The organism is Ruegeria pomeroyi DSS-3 (assembly GCF_000011965.2).
GTDB classification, from domain to species: domain Bacteria; phylum Pseudomonadota; class Alphaproteobacteria; order Rhodobacterales; family Rhodobacteraceae; genus Ruegeria_B; species Ruegeria_B pomeroyi.
In genome coordinates, this window is record NC_003911.12 from 1 (window position 1) to 16675 (window position 16675).

Sequence of the window (16675 nt, forward strand, 5' to 3'; positions counted from 1 at the left end):
GTGAAACATTCGGATTTCGATATTGTCGTGATCGGGGCCGGACATGCCGGCGCCGAGGCTGCACATGCTGCGGCACGCATGGGAATGCGTACTGCCTTGGTTTCCCTGTCCGAACGCGACATTGGCGTGATGTCCTGTAACCCGGCTATTGGCGGTTTGGGTAAGGGGCATCTGGTTCGCGAGATCGACGCACTTGACGGGGTCATGGGGCGGGTGGCCGACAAGGCCGGGATTCAATTTCGTCTGCTCAATCGGCGCAAGGGTCCTGCGGTCCAGGGGCCGCGCGCTCAGGCCGATCGCAAGCTCTATCGCCTGGCGATGCAGGAAGAAATGCGCAATCGCCCCGGACTGACCATCGTCGAGGGCGAGGTTACTGATTTTCGAATGCAAGGTGATCGCGTTGCCGGCGTCGTTCTGGCCGATGGGTCCGAGATTGCATCGCAAGCCGTGATCTTGACCTCGGGCACGTTCCTGCGCGGGATCATTCATATTGGCGATGTTTCGCGCCCCGGTGGGCGGATGGGTGACCGACCTTCAGTTCCGCTTGCCGAAAGGCTGGATGGATTTGCGTTACCGATGGGGCGACTAAAGACCGGAACGCCGCCGCGACTGGACGGACGCACCATAGACTGGTCTATCCTCGAGCGTCAGGACGGGGATGACGATCCGGTGCTGTTCTCGTTCCTGTCAAAAGGGGCCTATGCGCGTCAGATCGCCTGCGGTATCACGCATACCAACGCCCAGACGCATGAGATCATTCGCAAAAACCTGTCCCGTTCCGCGATGTATGGCGGACATATCGAAGGCGTCGGCCCTCGTTACTGCCCCTCGATCGAGGACAAAATCGTGCGTTTCGCTGACAAGGATTCGCATCAGATCTTTCTTGAGCCCGAGGGGCTGGAAGATCACACTGTCTATCCGAACGGTATCTCGACCTCGTTGCCGGTCGACGTGCAAGAGGACTATGTCCGTTCGATCCGGGGGCTGGAACAGGTTGAGATCTTGCAGCCCGGTTACGCGATCGAATACGACTATGTTGATCCCCGCGCGCTCACGTCGCAACTGTCTCTGCCGAATGTTCCGGGCTTGTACCTAGCCGGTCAGATCAATGGAACAACCGGGTATGAAGAGGCTGCGGCGCAGGGAATGGTTGCCGGGTTGAACGCAGCCACCGCGATTTTGGGTCACGAACCGGTCCCCTTCAGTCGTGCCAACAGCTATATCGGTGTGATGATCGACGATCTGACCACACGCGGTGTGGCAGAGCCCTATCGCATGTTCACCTCGCGGGCCGAATTCCGCCTGTCCTTGCGTGCGGATAACGCGGATCAGCGGCTGACGCCCTTGGGATTGGAATTGGGTTGTGTCGGTGACGAACGGCGCGACGTCTTTGCGCGTAAGGCAGAGAAACTGGCGACAGCCTCGGCGCTGCTCGATCAGAGCAGCTTTAGCCCCAAAGAGATTGCCACAGCTGGTATCACCATCAGTCAGGACGGCAATCGGAGAAACGGCTTCGCTGTCCTCGCCTTTCCGGACGTCAGGTTTGACGACCTTGTGCCACTAATCCCGGAACTTGCAGACACCGACGCCGAAACCCGCGCGCAGGTAGAGCGTGATGCGCTTTATGCCAATTACATCGCGCGGCAGGAACGGGATGTTGAGGCGATGAAACGGGATGAGGCGCTGGTCATTCCGATCGACTTCAACTTTTCTGCCCTCGATGGGTTGTCAAATGAGTTGAAGCAAAAACTCACATCCGCGCGACCGGAAAATATCGCGCAGGCCGGGCGTGTTGAGGGGATGACGCCAGCGGCGCTTGCGCTCATCCTGGCCCGCCTTCGCCGTGGCGACCGAGCACGAAGCGCATGATGGTTCCCGATGCGAACACGCTCAATGTTTCACGTGAAACATTCGAGCGGCTGAAAATCTTTGCTGATTTGGTGCACAAGTGGAATCCCCGGATCAACCTGGTATCCAAGCGTAGCCTGGAAGATCTGTGGACTCGTCACATAATCGATTCCATTCAGGTGTTTCGCAACGCCCCGAAAGGTGATCTTTGGGTCGATCTCGGCAGTGGTGGCGGGTTTCCAGGTTTGATCTGCGCTATTCTGGCTGCCGAAGAGAAACCCGAAACCCAGTTTATCTGCGTTGAAAGCGATCAGCGAAAATCGGCGTTCCTGCGTAGCGCTGCGCGCGAATGCGGCATCGCATGTCAGGTGATATCCGAGCGTATCGAGCATCTTGATCCGCTGGACGCGGACATCCTTTCCGCTCGGGCCTTGACCGATCTGACCGGTTTGCTGGGCTTTGCTGAACGGCACCTCAAGATCGGCGGAACCGCGCTGTTCCCCAAGGGGGCCGCATGGAAAAAAGAGCTGCAAGACGCCGCGAAGCAATGGAATTTCTCCTACGACGCGGTTACTAGTTTAACCGAGCCCCAGGCCGTTCTTTTGAAGATAACAGGAGTCACGCGTGTCTGATCTTTCCCGTCCTGCCGGACCCCGGATCATTGCGGTCGCCAACCAGAAGGGCGGCGTGGGAAAGACCACAACTGCCATCAACCTCGCCGCAGCATTGGTGGAATCCGGCCAGCGTGTGCTGGTTGTGGATCTTGACCCGCAAGGGAATGCCTCGACCGGGTTGGGTGTGGATGAACGAGAATTGACGACCTATGAACTGTTGGTTGATGACGCGCCGTTGAATTCGGTGATCCAGAAAACCAGCATCGACGGCCTGTCGATCGTGCCGGCCACGGTCGATCTGAGTTCGGCGGATATCGAGCTGATTTCGAATGAAAAGCGCAGTTTCCTGCTGCATGACGCCCTGCGGCAGACGGCGATGGATGCCTATTCTTGGGACTATATCCTGATCGACTGCCCGCCCTCGCTGAACCTGTTGACGGTCAACGCCATGGTTGCCGCGCATTCAGTTCTTGTGCCGTTGCAAAGCGAGTTCTTTGCGCTCGAAGGCCTGTCCCAGCTGATGCTGACCATCCGCGAGGTGCGACAGGCAGCAAACCCCAATCTGCGGATCGAGGGGATTGTATTGACCATGTATGACCGACGCAACAACCTGTCGCAGCAGGTCGAGAAGGACGCGCGCGACAATCTGGGTGATCTGGTATTCGAAACCAAGATCCCCCGCAATGTGCGGGTCAGCGAGGCACCGTCTTTTGCCATGCCGGTGCTCAACTACGATCCGAACTCTCTGGGTGCGATGGCCTATCGTGACCTGGCCGCGGAACTGATGAAGAAACATAACAAGATCGCCGCCTGACCGCGGTAGAGAGGAGCGACACATGGTTTCGAACAAGCCCCGGGGATTGGGACGCGGATTGTCCGCGTTGATGGCCGATGTGACGCAGCCGGCCGAGGCCGCCGCTAGCGAGGCAGCGCGTCGTCCGGACCGCACCGTTCCGATCGAGAAACTGCGTGCCAACCCCAACCAGCCTCGCCGCACCTTTACCGAGGACGCGTTGCAAGAGCTTGCCGCTTCGATCAAGGAAAAGGGGGTTCTGCAGCCCTTGATCGTGCGTCCCGTTGATGGCGATATGTACGAGATCGTTGCGGGAGAACGTCGCTGGCGCGCGGCGCAGCTGGCGCAACTGCATCAGGTGCCTGTTTTGGTCCGCGAGCTCGACGATACCGAAGTCCTGGAAATCGCGATCATCGAGAACATTCAGCGCGCTGATCTGAACGCGGTGGAAGAGGCGGCGGGCTATCGCCAGCTGATGGACAAGTTTGGCCACACCCAGGAAAAGCTGGCCGAAGCTCTGGGCAAAAGCCGAAGCCATATCGCAAACTTGCTGCGACTTCTGTCGTTGCCTGACGACGTTCAGACACTTGTTGTCGAGGGGAAATTGTCCGCGGGCCATGCGCGCGCCCTCATCACCAGCGACAACCCGTCAGAACTGGCCAAGATCGTCGTGCGGGACGGGCTGTCGGTGCGCGCGACCGAAGCGCTGGTCAAGAAGCAGGCCGAAGGGGACAAGCCGACCGCGACGGCGCGTCCGAAATCCATCACTGCGGACAAAGACGCCGATACCCGGGCGCTGGAAAAGGATCTGTCGGCCATTCTGGCGATGAAGGTAGCGATCAATCACAAGCCGGGAACGGAAACCGGGCAGGTGGTGCTGACCTATGAGAACCTCGATCAGCTTGATGATCTTTGTGCAAAACTCAGCCGTTAGGGCGGGTCCAGATAAAGATCAGAACCCCGCTTAGCACCACGGCCTGAATCAGCAGGACGTGCGAGGGGACTGCGAAAACGAGTGACAGGCCAAACACGGCGGCAATCGACAAGGTTGCCGCCTTTTTTGCGCCGGGCCGAATGGCACCCGATTGCTGCCAATCCAGAATCATCGGGCCAAACAGGCGATGGGTCACCAGCCATGTGTGCAGGCGCTCTGATGACCGGGCAAAGAAAAAGGCGGCGAGCAGCAGGAACGGTACGGTCGGCAGCAGCGGCAGCGCAACGCCAATCAGGGCGAGGGCAACGCAGACCAGTCCAAGAGCTGCCCAGATAAACTGCATCCTCTACTCCGACATCAGGTCCAGAATGACCGCGTTCAGCACCGCACGCCCCTGGGCGGTGGCCTTCAGCCGCGTACCTTCGATCTCGATCATGCCCAGTTCGGTCAAATGGGCAAGGCGGTTCCGGTTTAGGGGCTGCGGCGAAAGCGCCTCGTATCGGTGGATATCTAGTCCTTCGGCAATACGAAGCCCCATCATCAGGTATTCGTCGGCTTGATCTTGTAGCGAGAGGGCTACTCGGCTCAACTCACCACTTCCCTTTGCCACTGCGCCCAGCCAGGCGCCAGGGTTCAGCGGGCTTTCGGTGGCGAAACGCTGGCCATCCACGGTGATGCGACCATGTGCGCCGGGGCCGATGCCGACATAATCGCCATAGCGCCAATAGATCAGGTTGTGGCGCGATTCCGAACCGGGGCGGGCGTGGTTCGAGACCTCGTAGGCGGGCAGGCCATGCGTGGCGCAGACCTCTTGCGTGATCAGGTACATGTCGGCGGCGTCGTCATCGGCGGGTAGGCCGCGCAGCTTGCCGCGGGCATAGCGGTCGCCAAAGGCGGTGCCGTCCTCGATCGTCAACTGGTAGAGCGACAGGTGATCGACCGCCATGGCCAGCGCCTCGTTCAACTCGGCACGCCACGCTTCGGGTGTCTGGTCCTGCCGGGCATAGATCAGGTCGAAACTGACCCGCTCAAAACAGCGCCGCGCAATGTCGAAAGCTGCCCGCGCCTCGGCCACGCTGTGGATGCGGCCCAGCCGGTGCAGGTCCCGGTCGTTCAGCGCCTGCACCCCCATCGAGATCCGGTTGACCCCGCCATCGCGATAGGCGGCAAAGCGCCCGGCCTCAACCGAGCCGGGATTGGCCTCGAGCGTGATTTCCATGTCGTTGGAGGTGGGCCAGAGACGGCGGACGGTTTCGATCACTGCCGCGACCGTTTCCGGCATCATCAGCGACGGGGTACCGCCGCCAAAAAAGATGGTGTTCAGAACCCGGCCCGGCAGCTCAGCGGCACAGCGTTCAAGTTCGGAAACATAGGCTCTAACCCAGGCTTTCTGGTCGATTTCACGGGCAACATGGCTGTTGAAGTCGCAATAGGGACACTTGGCCTGGCAAAAGGGCCAATGCACGTAGAGGCCAAAGCCCCCATGCTGCCAGTCATCCGCCAAAACAGCCCTTCACGAATTTCTCCACCGCCCGTGCGCGGTGGCTGATCTTGTTCTTTTCCCAGCGATCCATTTCCGCAAAGGTCACGTCATACCCTTCGGGCACGAACATCGGATCATAACCGAAGCCTGCGGCGCCACGAATGGGCCAGACCAGATGGCCGGGGGCGACGCCTTCGAACACCTCGTCATGGCCATCGGGCCAGGCCAGAACCAGCGTGCAGCGGAATTGCGCCAGCCGGGGATGCGGGGCGCTTTTGGCTTCCAGCGCGTCATGGGCGCGGGTCATCGCCATCAGGAAATCGCGCCCATTGCCGGTCTCGGCCCAGTCGGCGGTATAGACGCCCGGCGCGCCATCCAGCGCGTCGATGGTGATGCCGCTGTCATCGGACAGGGCGGGCAGGCCGGTGGCCCGGGCCGCGGCGTGCGCCTTGATCCGGGCATTGCCGACAAAGGTGTCTTCGGTCTCTTCCGGTTCGGGCAGGTTCATTTCGGCGGCGCCAACAACCTTGACCCCAAAGGGCTGGAGGAGATGTGCCATCTCTTCCAGCTTGCCCTTGTTGTGGGTCGCGATCAGCAGTGTGTCGCCGTCGAACGCCCGTGTCATGCGGTGGCGGCCATTTGCGCGGCAACCAGTTCGCCTACGCCCTTTTCGGCGAGGCCTAGCAGCTGATCCAGCTGCGCGCGGTTGAAGACAGAGCCCTCGGCGCTCATCTGCACCTCGATCAGCTTGCCCGAACCGGTCATGATGAAATTGCCGTCAACGCCTGCCTCGCTGTCCTCGGGGTAATCTAGGTCCAGCACCGGTTGCCCGGCATAGATGCCGCAGGACACGGCGGCGACCGGATCGACCAGCGGATCGGAAATCACGTCGCCAGCCTTCATCAGCTTGTTCACCGCCAGACGCAGGGCCACCCAACCACCGGTGATCGAGGCGCAGCGGGTGCCGCCATCGGCCTGGATCACATCACAGTCGACGGTGATCTGGCGTTCTCCCAGGGCCACCCGGTCAACGCCGGCGCGCAGGGCGCGGCCGATCAGGCGCTGGATTTCAACGGTACGGCCGCCTTGCTTGCCGCTGGCGGCCTCGCGCCGCATGCGGGTGTTGGTGGCACGCGGCAGCATGCCGTATTCGGCGGTGACCCAGCCCAGGCCCGAGCCCTTGATAAAGGGGGGCACGCGGTCCTCGATGGTGGCGGTGCACAGGACATGCGTGTCGCCCATCTTGATCAGGCACGAGCCTTCGGCATGTTTGGTGAAACCGGTTTCGATTGAAACCGGGCGCATTTCGCTTAGATCTCGTCCAGAGGGTCGCATGGGTCATCCTTTGTCTGTTGCGGTGGGGATACCGCCCGCAAGGGCGTGGATGCAAGCCCGATTGACCTTTTCGGGGCAGGGGATTTAATGGCCACTCAGCCAGGGGGTACCCAGGGGTTTCGATGAGCGATGCGCGCAAAATACTGGACGATTTGAACGACCGCTCGCGCGAGGTGTTTCGCCTGATCGTTGAATCCTATCTGGACAGCGGCGAACCGGTCGGCAGCCGCACCCTGACGCGTACACTCAGCGAGAAGGTCAGCGCCGCAACCGTGCGCAACGTAATGCAGGATCTGGAGTTCCTGGGCCTGCTCGACAGCCCCCATATCAGCGCCGGGCGTATCCCGACGCAGATGGGGCTGAGGATGTTTGTCGACGGGCTGCTCGAGGTGGCGGATCTGAGCCTGGATGATCGGGCCAAGCTGGACGCGACACTGGGCACAAACGCGGGCGACGTGGGCGGGACGCTGGACCGGATCAGCGCCACGCTCAGCCGGGTGACACAGGGGGCCTCGTTGGTGCTGACGCCCAAGCACGAGGCCGAAATCCGCCATATCGAGTTTGTCTCGCTGGCGCAGGATCGGGCGTTGGTGGTGCTGGTCTTTTCGGATGGCCATGTGGAAAACCGCCTGTTTGCGCCGCCCCCGGGGCAGACCCCCAGTTCGATGCGCGAGGCGGCCAATTTCCTGAACGCGCTGATCGAGGGCAAGACCCTCAGCGAGGTGCGCCGCCTGATGCAGACCGAGATCGGCGCCCGCCAGCAGGAAATCGACCAGCTGGCCCGTCAGATGGTCGAAAGCGGTCTGGCGGTCTGGGACCGCGAGGGCGAAGAGGCCGCCCGGCTGATCGTGCGCGGGCGGGCGAATCTGCTGGAGGGAACCGGCCAGGAACAAGAGCTGGAGCGGATCCGGGTGCTGTTCGACGATCTTGAGCGCAAGCGCGACATCGCCGAGTTTCTGCAACTGACCGAAGACGGCGAAGGTGTGCGCATTTTTATCGGCTCCGAGAACAAACTTTTCTCACTTTCGGGTTCCTCTTTGGTGGTGTCTCCATATATGAACGCGGATCGAAAGGTTATCGGTGCGGTGGGGGTGATCGGCCCGACGCGCCTGAACTATGGTCGCATCGTTCCGATCGTGGATTACACGGCACAGCTGGTCGGGCGTCTGATTTCCGACCGGAGTTAGAGGTAGAAAGATGGCAAAGCCGAACAACGAAGAGTTTCTGGACGATATCGCAACCGCCGAGGCCGAGGAACTGGCCGAGGAGATGGCCGAGATCAGCGACGAGGCGGCAGAGCTGGATACGCTGCGGGCCGAGCGGGATGCGTTCAAGGACAAATTCATGCGCGCGCTGGCAGATGCCGAGAACGTGCGCAAGCGGGGCGAACGCGCCCGGCGCGAGGCCGAGCAATATGGCGGTTCGAAACTGGCCCGCGACATGCTGCCGGTCTATGACAACATGAAACGCGCGCTGGAAACCGTGACCGACGAACAGCGCGCGGTATCGGGGGCGCTGATCGAGGGCATCGAACTGACGATGCGGGCGCTGCTGGATGTGTTCGGCAAGCATGGCATCCAGGTGCTGTCGCCGCAGGTGGGCGACCGGTTCGACCCGCAGATGCACGAAGCGATGTTCGAGGCGCCGGTGCCCGGCACCAAGGCGGGCGATATCATCCAGGTTTCGGCCGAAGGCTTCATGCTGCACGACCGTCTGCTGCGCCCGGCGCAGGTCGGCGTATCGTCGATGCCCGCGGGCTGATTTGGCTGCGCCAAGCCTCCGGCAGGAGTATTTTCAGCAAAATGAAGGGGCGGTCAGCGGGCCGCCTCTTTCAGTTTATAAAGCATCTCCAGCGCCTGGCGGGGGGTCAGCTCGTCGGGGTGGATCTCCTTGAGCATCGCATCGGCGGGTGAGGTTTTGGGCGCGGGTGGTGGCAGTGGCGGCGCGGCCGAGAACAGCGGCAGATCGTCGATCAGCGCCTTTTGCTTGCCGCCCTCGCGTTCGGATTTCTCCAGCTGGTCCAGAACCACCCGGGCACGCGCGACAACCGAAGGCGGCAGGCCCGCAAGCTGGGCGACCTGCACACCATAAGAGCGGTCGGCGGCGCCTTTGCGCACCTCGTGCAGGAATATCACCTCGCCCTCCCACTCTTTGACCGCGACGGTCAGGTTCTCGACCCCGTCGAGGGTCGCGGCGAGCGCGGTCAATTCATGGTAATGGGTGGCGAACAGAGCGCGGCAGCGATTGGTCGCGTGAAGATGTTCCAGCGTGGCCCAGGCGATGGAAAGCCCGTCATAGGTGGCGGTGCCGCGCCCGATCTCGTCCAGGATGACCAGCGCATGGTCGTCGGCCTGGTTCAGGATGGCGGCGGTTTCCACCATCTCGACCATGAAGGTCGAGCGGCCGCGCGCCAGATCGTCCGAGGCGCCGACGCGGCTGAACAACTGGCTGACCACCCCGATATGGGCGCTGTCGGCGGGCACGTAACTGCCGATCTGGGCCAGCAGGGTGATCAGCGCGTTCTGCCGCAGATAGGTCGATTTACCAGCCATGTTGGGGCCGGTCAGCAGGCGGATCGCGGCGCCCTTGTCGGCGCTGAGATCGCAGTCATTGGCCACAAAAGGATCCCCCCCCTGACGGCGCAGCGCGTGTTCCACCACCGGGTGGCGGCCGCCTTCGATGGCAAAGGCGCGCGAGGGATCGACGCTGGGCCTGCACCAGTTTTCGGCGCGCGCCAGATCGGCCAGCGCGGTGGCCAGATCCAGTTCGGCCAGGCCGCGTGCGGCGATATTAAGGCGGGCGGCCTGCTCCAGAACTGCCCCGGAAAGGCTTGAATAGAGCCGCTTTTCGATCTCGAGCGCGTGATTACCGGCGTTCAGGATACGGGTTTCCAACTCGCTCAGTTCGACCGTAGTAAAGCGCACCTGATTGGCTGTGGTCTGGCGGTGGATATAGGTCTCGCTCAGGGGCGGGTTCAGCATCTTGGCCGCGTGGGTCGCGGTGGTTTCGATGAAGTAGCCCAGCACGTTGTTGTGCTTGATCTTCAGCGAGGCGATGCCGGTATGTTCGGCATATTTCTGCTGCATCCCGGCGATGACGCCACGGCCCTTGTCGCGCAGCTCGCGCGCCTCGTCCAAATCGCTGTCATAGCCTGGCGCGATAAAGCCGCCATCACGGGCTAGTAGCGGCGGTTCGGCCACCAACGCGGTGTCGAGCAGGCCAAGCAACTCGTCGAACCCGTTCAGATCGGCGCAGGCACCCGCGATCAAGCCGGGCAGTTCCAGCCCGTCGCAGAGGGCCGCAATCGCCTCGGCCTGACCCAGCCCGTTGCGGATCGCGGCAAGGTCGCGCGGCCCGCCCCGGTCCAGCGCCAGCCGCGAAAGGGCACGGTCCAGATCGGGCGTCTTGCGCAGGGCCGCACGTAGGTCGGCGGCCAGGGTCGAATGGTCGATGCAGAAATCCAGCGCCGAAAGCCGGGCGTGGATTACATCCAGGTTGCGCGACGGGCTGCCAAGGCGCTGTTCCAGCAGGCGGGCGCCCCCCGGCGTGACCGTGCGGTCGATCACCGACAAGAGCGAGCCGCCGCGCTCGCCTGACAGGGAACGGGTCAGCTCCAGATTGCGTCGCGTGGCGGCGTCGATCTGCATCACCCGATCCTCAGCCTCTTGCACCGGGGGTTGCAGCAGCGGCAGTTTGCCCTTTTGCGTGATGTCCAAATAGTCGATCAGCGCACCCATGGCCGACAGTTCGGCGCGCGCGAACGTACCGAACCCCTCCAGCGAGCCAACCTTGTACAGCTCGCACAGGCGCTTTTCGGCGGCCATGCTGTCGAAACTGGCCTTGCCCAGTGGGGTCAGCGGAATGCGGTGATCGTCAGCCAGCGGGCGCAGCTGCTGGAACACCGGTTCATCGACCACCAGCAGCTCGGACGGGGCCAGCCGCGCCAGTTCCGGGCTGAGGCGCGGGCGGGTCACCGGCATCACGTGGAAATCACCGGTCGAGATATCGGCCCAGGCCAGCGCCGCGCCACTGCGCACCTCGGCATAAGCCACCAGAAAATTGTGGCGACGCGCCTCAAGCAGCGCGTCCTCGGTCAGGGTGCCCGGGGTGACCAGCCGCACCACATCGCGCCGGACCACCGATTTCGATCCACGCTTCTTGGCCTCGGCCGGGCTTTCCATCTGTTCGCAGACCGCTACCCGGAATCCCTTACGGATCAGGGTCAGCAGATAGCCCTCGGCGGCGTGGACCGGGACGCCGCACATCGGAATATCCTCGCCCTCGTGCTTGCCGCGCTTGGTCAGCGCGATATCCAGCGCCTCGGCCGCGGCGACCGCGTCGTCAAAGAACATCTCGTAGAAATCGCCCATGCGATAGAACAGCAGGGCATCGGCATAAGCCTCTTTGATTTCCAGATATTGTGCCATCATGGGCGTGACGGTGGTCAAGGCATTATTCTCCGGCGGCTGGTGCGCGCGACCTTACAAATCCGGCCCCTGCGGCGAAAGGCGAAAACGCATTGTCGTTGAGGCGCGCGATTGCCTGCGCTATGAGGCTGAAAGCCCGCATAGCAGAGAAACGACCCATCCCATGCCCAAAGCGAAGATCACCAACGAAGAGGCGCTGGCCTTTCACCTGGAACCGACCCCCGGCAAGTGGGAGGTGCAGGCCACCGTTCCGATGACCACGCAGCGCGATCTGTCGCTGGCCTATTCCCCCGGCGTGGCAGTACCGTGCGAGGCGATCGCGGCCGATCCGGGGCTGGCCTATGACTATACCAACAAGGGCAACCTGGTTGCGGTGATCTCGAACGGGACGGCGGTTCTGGGTCTGGGCAATCTGGGTGCGCTGGGCGGCAAGCCGGTGATGGAGGGCAAGGCGGTGCTGTTCAAACGCTTTGCCGATGTGAACTCGATCGACATCGAGCTGGATACCGAGGACCCGGACGAGTTCTGCCGCGCGGTGCGGCTGATGGGGCCGACATTCGGCGGCATCAACCTGGAAGACATCAAGGCGCCCGAGTGTTTCATCATCGAGCAGCGTCTGAAGGAAGAGATGGATATCCCCGTCTTTCACGACGACCAGCACGGCACGGCGGTGATCTGTGCGGCGGGGCTGATCAACGCGCTGCACATCTCGGGCAAGAAGATCGAAGATGTGAAGATCGTGCTGAACGGCGCCGGCGCGGCGGGCATCGCCTGTATCGAACTGCTGAAAACCATGGGCGCGCGGCATGAAAACTGCATTGTCTGCGATACCAAGGGTGTGATCTTTCAGGGTCGCACCGAGGGCATGAACCAGTGGAAATCGGCCCATGCCATCAAGACCGAGCTGCGCAGCCTTGAAGAGGCGATGAAAGGGGCCGACGTGTTCCTGGGCGTCAGCGTCAAGGGTGCGGTGACGCAGGAAATGGTGCAGAGCATGGCCGACAATCCGGTCATCTTTGCCATGGCGAACCCCGATCCGGAAATCACACCCGAAGAGGCGCATGAGGTGCGTCCCGATGCCATCGTTGCCACCGGGCGCAGCGACTATCCCAACCAGGTCAACAACGTGTTGGGCTTTCCCTATCTGTTCCGCGGCGCGCTGGATATTCACGCCCGCGCCATCAACGACGAGATGAAGATCGCCTGCGCCCATGCGCTGGCGGCGCTGGCCCGCGAGGATGTGCCCGACGAGGTTGCGATGGCCTATGGCAAGAGCCTGGCTTTTGGACGCGACTACATCATCCCGACCCCGTTCGACCCGCGCCTGATCCACCGCATTCCGCCCGCCGTCGCGCGCGCGGGCATGGATACCGGCGCCGCGCGGCGGCCGATCATCGACATGGATGCCTATGAGCTGGGCCTGAAATCGCGGATGGACCCGACCGCCAGCATCCTGCGCGGCATCAACGCCCGCGCGCGCAAGGCGCAAAGCCGGATGATCTTTGCCGAGGGCGACGATCCCCGCGTGCTGCGCGCGGCGGTCACCTATCAGCGCTCGGGCTATGGCAAGGCGCTGGTGGTGGGTCGTCATGACGACGTGAAGGCCAAGCTTGAAGCCGCCGGCCTGGGCGACGCGGTGCGCGAGCTTGAGGTGGTGAACGCCGCCAACACCACGCATCTGGAGACCTATAAGGAGTTCCTGTACTCGCGCCTGCAACGCAAGGGCTTCGATAACAAGGACGTACACCGGCTGGCCGCGCGCGACCGGCATGTGTTCTCGGCCCTGATGCTGGCGCATGGCCACGGCGACGGGCTGGTGACCGGCGCGACCCGGAAATCGGCGCATGTGCTGCACCAGATCAGCCATGTGTTCGACGCCGATGCGGCGCATGGGGCGGCGGGGATCACCGCATTGTTGCACAAGGGCAAGATCGTGCTGATCGGCGACACGCTGGTGCATGAATGGCCCGACGAACACGATCTGGCCACCATCGCCGAACGCGCCGCTGACGTGGCCCGCCATATGGGTCTGGAGCCGCGCGTGGCCTTTGTCAGCTTCTCGACCTTTGGTTATCCGATCTCGGAGCGGACCGAAAAGCTGACGAAGGCGCCCAAGGTACTGGAAGCGCGCGGCGTGAGTTTCGAGTTCGAAGGCGAGATGACTGTCGATGTGGCGCTGAACCCGCGCTCGAAAGAGGCCTATCCCTTCTCGCGCCTCACCGGCCCCGCGAACATCCTGATCGTGCCCGCGCGGCATTCGGCGTCGATCTCGACCAAGCTGATGCAGGAGATGGCGGGTGCCACGGTGATCGGCCCGATCCTGACCGGTGTCGACAAGCCGATCCAGATCTGTTCGACCGTCTCCACCGCCAATGACATCCTGAACATGGCGGTGCTGGCCTCGGCCGAGATCGGCTAGGCCATGGCGATCTGGAACCTCGGTTCGATCAATGCGGACATGGTCTATGCCGTGCCGCATCTGCCCGGGCCGGGCGAAACCCTGGCCGCCTCGGGGTTGGAGCGGTTTCTGGGCGGCAAGGGCGCCAATATGTCGGTGGCCGCCGCCCGCGCCGGATCGCAGGTGCGCCATATCGGCGCGGTGGGGCCGGAGGGGCGCTGGGCTATCGACCGGCTGACCGAATATGGCGTCGATACGCGCCATATCGCGACGCTTGAGGCACCCACCGGCCATGCGATCATCGCGGTCGAGCCGGGGGGCGAGAACCTGATCGTTCTGTTGCCCGGTGCCAACCGGGCCATTTCACCCGAACGGGTCGGCAGTGTGCTTTTGGATGCCGCGCCCGGTGATCTTCTGGTGATGCAGAATGAAACCAGCGCCCAGGTCGAAGCGGCGCGGCTGGGTCGCGAACGCGGTCTGACCGTGTGTTATGCCGCCGCCCCCTTTGACGCGCAGGCGGTGCGCGATGTTCTGCCCTGGCTCGATTTCCTGATCCTGAACGCGGTCGAGGCCGAACAGCTGCAAGAGGCGACCGGGCTGACACCGGATCAGTTGCCGGTCTCGCATGTGATTGTCACGCTGGGGTCGAAAGGCGCGCGCCATTTCGACACTGACAAGGGGATTTCGACCGAGTATCCGGCCTATCGGGTCAAGGCGGTCGATACCACCGGGGCGGGCGATACCTTTACCGGCTATGTGCTGTCCGGGATGGATCGCGGCTTGCCGATGCCGCAGGCAATCACTCAAGCGATGCGCGCTGCCGCATTGATGGTGATGCGCCACGGCACGGCCGATGTGATCCCCGACCTGAAAGAGGTGCTGGCGGCGCGGTTCTAGCTGCCCGCAAAGGGCGCCGCATCCCCCCAAAGCTGTTTCACCCGCGCATCGCGGCCACAGGATTTGCGATAGAGCTTGTAGGCCTCTTGCTGCCGTTTCGGGCCGAACCGGGTCAGCACCAGCTTTTCTCCCTTGGCATAGTCCTGATGATAGGCCTCGGCCGGATAAAACCGGCCCGCCGTCAGGATCGGGGTCACGACAGTTTGGCCCAGTTCCGCTTCTGCGTTGGCTTTGGCCTGAGATGCCAACGCACTTTCCACCTTGTTAGAGACGAATATCGCGGTGCGATAGCTGTCACCGCGATCACAGAACTGGCCGCCTGCATCGGTTGGGTCGACCGAGCGGAAAAACATATGCAGCAGGCGTTCGCGTGAAACCTGATCCGGGTCGAACAGGATCTGCACCGCCTCAAAATGCCCGGTGCCGCCGCGCGTGACCTGCTTGTAGGTCGGGTTGTCGAGTGTCCCGCCAGTATAACCGGACACCGCGCCCAGCACGCCGGGCACTTTCTCGAAATCGGCCTCGACACACCAGAAACAGCCACCCGCAACGGTCAGGGTCTGGGTCTCTGCGGCCTCTGCCTTGCCCCCTTGCAGGATGGTGGCCAGGGCCATGGCGGCGATCAGGGCAATGGGTTTGAGTGTCTGGATCGGGAACATGCTGCTCCTCCTTTTCCGGGTGCGATCAGGCTGCCTTGTGTCACTGGCCCGGGCAAGCCACCGACATCAAATGTCACGCGCTGTTGAAGCGGTGTTTATCACTTGGAACCGGCCGGGCAGGGCGTTAGCGTGCGGCCAAAACCGGCAATCGGAGAGCAGAACATGAAAATCGCCATGTGGTCGGGGCCGCGCAATCTGTCGACGGCGATGATGTACGCCTTTGGCGCCCGGACCGATTGCGCGGTGATCGACGAGCCGTTCTATGCCGCCTATCTGGCGATGACCGGACTGCATCATCCGATGCGCGAAGAGGTTCTGGCCGCCCAGTCGCAAGACCCAGGTCAGGTGGCGGCAATGCTAAGCGGGCCCAATCCCGGGGCGCGGCCGTTCTGGTATCAGAAGCACATGACGCAGCACATGATCCCCGGCATCCCGCGCGACTGGATGCGGTCGGTCTGCAACGTGTTCCTGATCCGCCATCCGGCGCGGGTGATCGCCAGCTATGCCGAAAAGCGCGAGAACCCGACGCTGGAAGATATCGGTTTTCGTCAGCAGGCGGAACTTTTTGACGAGGTGTCTGGCTGGGGCGGCGACCCATTGGTCATCGACAGCCACGATATCCGCGAAGATCCGGCGCGGATGCTGGAACGGCTCTGCGACCGGATTGGCGTCCCGTGGTCGCCGCATATGCTGAGTTGGCCCAAGGGCGGCCACAAGGATGATGGAGTCTGGGCGCGGCACTGGTACGGGGCGGTCTGGAACTCGACCGGATTCGCAGGGCCCGAAGGCGATTTGCCCGAGGTTCCAGAGGCGTTGCAGCCGGTCTTGCAAGCCGCGATGCCATTTTATGAGCGCATGCGCGCCGTCAAGATTTGACCGGCGCGCTCATCCGCCCGCATGGGCGTCTTCGCGAAGAGGCCCGTCAGGGCTGATTGAGCGCGCCCTAGCCCAGCAATTGCCCCAGCTTCATCGCCACACCCATGTTGCCGCTGATCTTGAGCTTGCCCATCATCACGCCGGTCATCGGGTTCAGCTTGCCGGTCAGCAGCTTGACCAGATTGTCCTGGCTCAGGCGGATGGTGCAGTCGGTGTCGCGGTCCTGGGTGCTGGCGGTGTTGTCAGCCAGAACGATCACACCATCGTCGCCACAGTCGAATTTCAGCGACCCGTCAAAGCTTTTGCCCGCCAGTTCGGTCTGCATCTTGTCGGCGATATCCTGAAGCATGTTGCGCCTCTCATGTTGTTGGGAAAAGCGGTAAGAAACCGGCCCGCGCTTGGCAAGCCTGA

16 protein-coding genes are annotated in these 16675 nt (G+C 62.6%); 9 read left to right on the top strand and 7 right to left on the bottom strand.

Going from position 1 to position 16675, the window contains the following annotated elements:
- The 4 genes from mnmG to SPO_RS00020 are packed head-to-tail and all read left to right on the top strand — an operon-like array spanning window position 1 to window position 4189.
- Window positions 1-1869 (top strand): tRNA uridine-5-carboxymethylaminomethyl(34) synthesis enzyme MnmG, encoded by a 1869-nt coding sequence (gene mnmG, locus SPO_RS00005; RefSeq protein WP_011045773.1) that lies wholly within the window; start codon window positions 1-3, stop codon window positions 1867-1869.
- Window positions 1866-2480: a 16S rRNA (guanine(527)-N(7))-methyltransferase RsmG gene (gene rsmG / locus SPO_RS22355; protein ID WP_011045774.1), complete on the top strand. Its 615-nt coding sequence runs from the start codon at window positions 1866-1868 to the stop codon at window positions 2478-2480. Before mnmG ends, rsmG begins: the two co-directional genes overlap by 4 nt.
- Window positions 2473-3276, top strand: coding sequence for a ParA family protein (locus SPO_RS00015; RefSeq protein WP_011045775.1), 804 nt, complete (start codon window positions 2473-2475; stop codon window positions 3274-3276). The genes rsmG and SPO_RS00015 overlap by 8 nt, the downstream gene beginning before the upstream one ends.
- A 22-nt stretch (window positions 3277-3298) precedes the next feature.
- Complete coding sequence (locus SPO_RS00020) at window positions 3299-4189, top strand: ParB/RepB/Spo0J family partition protein (RefSeq protein WP_011045776.1); 891 nt, start codon at window positions 3299-3301, stop codon at window positions 4187-4189.
- On the opposite strand, the gene SPO_RS00025 is transcribed toward SPO_RS00020, so the two are convergent.
- Genes SPO_RS00025 through rph form a run of 4 tightly spaced genes read right to left on the bottom strand, consistent with a single transcriptional unit; the run spans window position 4179 to window position 7007 of the window.
- The gene (locus SPO_RS00025; RefSeq protein ID WP_011045777.1) at window positions 4179-4532 is read right to left on the bottom strand and encodes a YbaN family protein; all 354 of its coding nucleotides are present in this window, start codon (window positions 4530-4532) and stop codon (window positions 4179-4181) included. The genes SPO_RS00020 and SPO_RS00025 overlap by 11 nt on opposite strands.
- Before the next feature lie 3 nt (window positions 4533-4535).
- The gene (gene hemW, locus SPO_RS00030; RefSeq protein WP_011045778.1) at window positions 4536-5693 is read right to left on the bottom strand and encodes a radical SAM family heme chaperone HemW; all 1158 of its coding nucleotides are present in this window, start codon (window positions 5691-5693) and stop codon (window positions 4536-4538) included.
- Window positions 5683-6297 (bottom strand): RdgB/HAM1 family non-canonical purine NTP pyrophosphatase, encoded by a 615-nt coding sequence (gene rdgB / locus SPO_RS00035; protein ID WP_011045779.1) that lies wholly within the window; start codon window positions 6295-6297, stop codon window positions 5683-5685. Before rdgB ends, hemW begins: the two co-directional genes overlap by 11 nt.
- Complete coding sequence (gene rph / locus SPO_RS00040) at window positions 6294-7007, bottom strand: ribonuclease PH (protein ID WP_011045780.1); 714 nt, start codon at window positions 7005-7007, stop codon at window positions 6294-6296. The genes rdgB and rph overlap by 4 nt, the downstream gene beginning before the upstream one ends.
- Window positions 7008-7129: 122 nt before the next feature.
- Between rph and hrcA the strand changes: the two genes are divergently transcribed.
- The gene (gene hrcA, locus SPO_RS00045) at window positions 7130-8194 is read left to right on the top strand and encodes a heat-inducible transcriptional repressor HrcA (RefSeq protein ID WP_011045781.1); all 1065 of its coding nucleotides are present in this window, start codon (window positions 7130-7132) and stop codon (window positions 8192-8194) included.
- Window positions 8195-8204: 10 nt separating this feature from the next.
- Window positions 8205-8768, top strand: coding sequence for a nucleotide exchange factor GrpE (locus SPO_RS00050; protein WP_011045782.1), 564 nt, complete (start codon window positions 8205-8207; stop codon window positions 8766-8768).
- Window positions 8769-8821: 53 nt separating this feature from the next.
- Here the strand turns inward: SPO_RS00050 and mutS are convergent, their stop codons facing one another.
- The gene (mutS, locus tag SPO_RS00055) at window positions 8822-11437 is read right to left on the bottom strand and encodes a DNA mismatch repair protein MutS (RefSeq protein WP_044027713.1); all 2616 of its coding nucleotides are present in this window, start codon (window positions 11435-11437) and stop codon (window positions 8822-8824) included.
- A 160-nt stretch (window positions 11438-11597) separates the two neighbouring features.
- Between mutS and SPO_RS00060 the strand changes: the two genes are divergently transcribed.
- Window positions 11598-13853, top strand: a complete 2256-nt coding sequence (locus tag SPO_RS00060) for an NADP-dependent malic enzyme (protein ID WP_011045784.1) — start codon at window positions 11598-11600, stop codon at window positions 13851-13853.
- Between the two features lie 3 nt (window positions 13854-13856).
- The gene (locus tag SPO_RS00065; RefSeq protein WP_011045785.1) at window positions 13857-14729 is read left to right on the top strand and encodes a ribokinase; all 873 of its coding nucleotides are present in this window, start codon (window positions 13857-13859) and stop codon (window positions 14727-14729) included.
- On the opposite strand, the gene msrA is transcribed toward SPO_RS00065, so the two are convergent.
- The gene (gene msrA, locus SPO_RS00070; RefSeq protein WP_011045786.1) at window positions 14726-15388 is read right to left on the bottom strand and encodes a peptide-methionine (S)-S-oxide reductase MsrA; all 663 of its coding nucleotides are present in this window, start codon (window positions 15386-15388) and stop codon (window positions 14726-14728) included. The two genes, SPO_RS00065 and msrA, sit on opposite strands and share 4 nt — an antisense overlap.
- 162 nt (window positions 15389-15550) lie before the next feature.
- Between msrA and SPO_RS00075 the strand changes: the two genes are divergently transcribed.
- Complete coding sequence (locus SPO_RS00075; RefSeq protein WP_044027714.1) at window positions 15551-16264, top strand: hypothetical protein; 714 nt, start codon at window positions 15551-15553, stop codon at window positions 16262-16264.
- Between the two features lie 67 nt (window positions 16265-16331).
- Here the strand turns inward: SPO_RS00075 and SPO_RS00080 are convergent, their stop codons facing one another.
- The gene (locus tag SPO_RS00080; protein ID WP_011045788.1) at window positions 16332-16613 is read right to left on the bottom strand and encodes an SCP2 sterol-binding domain-containing protein; all 282 of its coding nucleotides are present in this window, start codon (window positions 16611-16613) and stop codon (window positions 16332-16334) included.
- Window positions 16614-16675: the final 62 nt, after the last annotated feature.

Excerpts from the sequence above, each read along its gene's own strand:
- rsmG (WP_011045774.1), top strand. The coding sequence starts at position 1,866 with ATGATGGTTCCCGATGCGAACACGCTCAATGTTTCACGTGAAACATTC.
- SPO_RS00020 (WP_011045776.1), top strand. The coding sequence starts at position 3,299 with ATGGTTTCGAACAAGCCCCGGGGATTGGGACGCGGATTGTCCGCGTTG.
- SPO_RS00025 (WP_011045777.1), bottom strand. The coding sequence starts at position 4,532 with ATGCAGTTTATCTGGGCAGCTCTTGGACTGGTCTGCGTTGCCCTCGCC.
- rdgB (WP_011045779.1), bottom strand. The coding sequence starts at position 6,297 with ATGACACGGGCGTTCGACGGCGACACACTGCTGATCGCGACCCACAAC.
- rph (WP_011045780.1), bottom strand. The coding sequence starts at position 7,007 with ATGCGACCCTCTGGACGAGATCTAAGCGAAATGCGCCCGGTTTCAATC.
- hrcA (WP_011045781.1), top strand. The coding sequence starts at position 7,130 with ATGAGCGATGCGCGCAAAATACTGGACGATTTGAACGACCGCTCGCGC.
- SPO_RS00050 (WP_011045782.1), top strand. The coding sequence starts at position 8,205 with ATGGCAAAGCCGAACAACGAAGAGTTTCTGGACGATATCGCAACCGCC.
- mutS (WP_044027713.1), bottom strand. The coding sequence starts at position 11,437 with ATGATGGCACAATATCTGGAAATCAAAGAGGCTTATGCCGATGCCCTG.
- SPO_RS00060 (WP_011045784.1), top strand. The coding sequence starts at position 11,598 with ATGCCCAAAGCGAAGATCACCAACGAAGAGGCGCTGGCCTTTCACCTG.
- SPO_RS00065 (WP_011045785.1), top strand. The coding sequence starts at position 13,857 with ATGGCGATCTGGAACCTCGGTTCGATCAATGCGGACATGGTCTATGCC.
- msrA (WP_011045786.1), bottom strand. The coding sequence starts at position 15,388 with ATGTTCCCGATCCAGACACTCAAACCCATTGCCCTGATCGCCGCCATG.
- SPO_RS00075 (WP_044027714.1), top strand. The coding sequence starts at position 15,551 with ATGAAAATCGCCATGTGGTCGGGGCCGCGCAATCTGTCGACGGCGATG.
- SPO_RS00080 (WP_011045788.1), bottom strand. The coding sequence starts at position 16,613 with ATGCTTCAGGATATCGCCGACAAGATGCAGACCGAACTGGCGGGCAAA.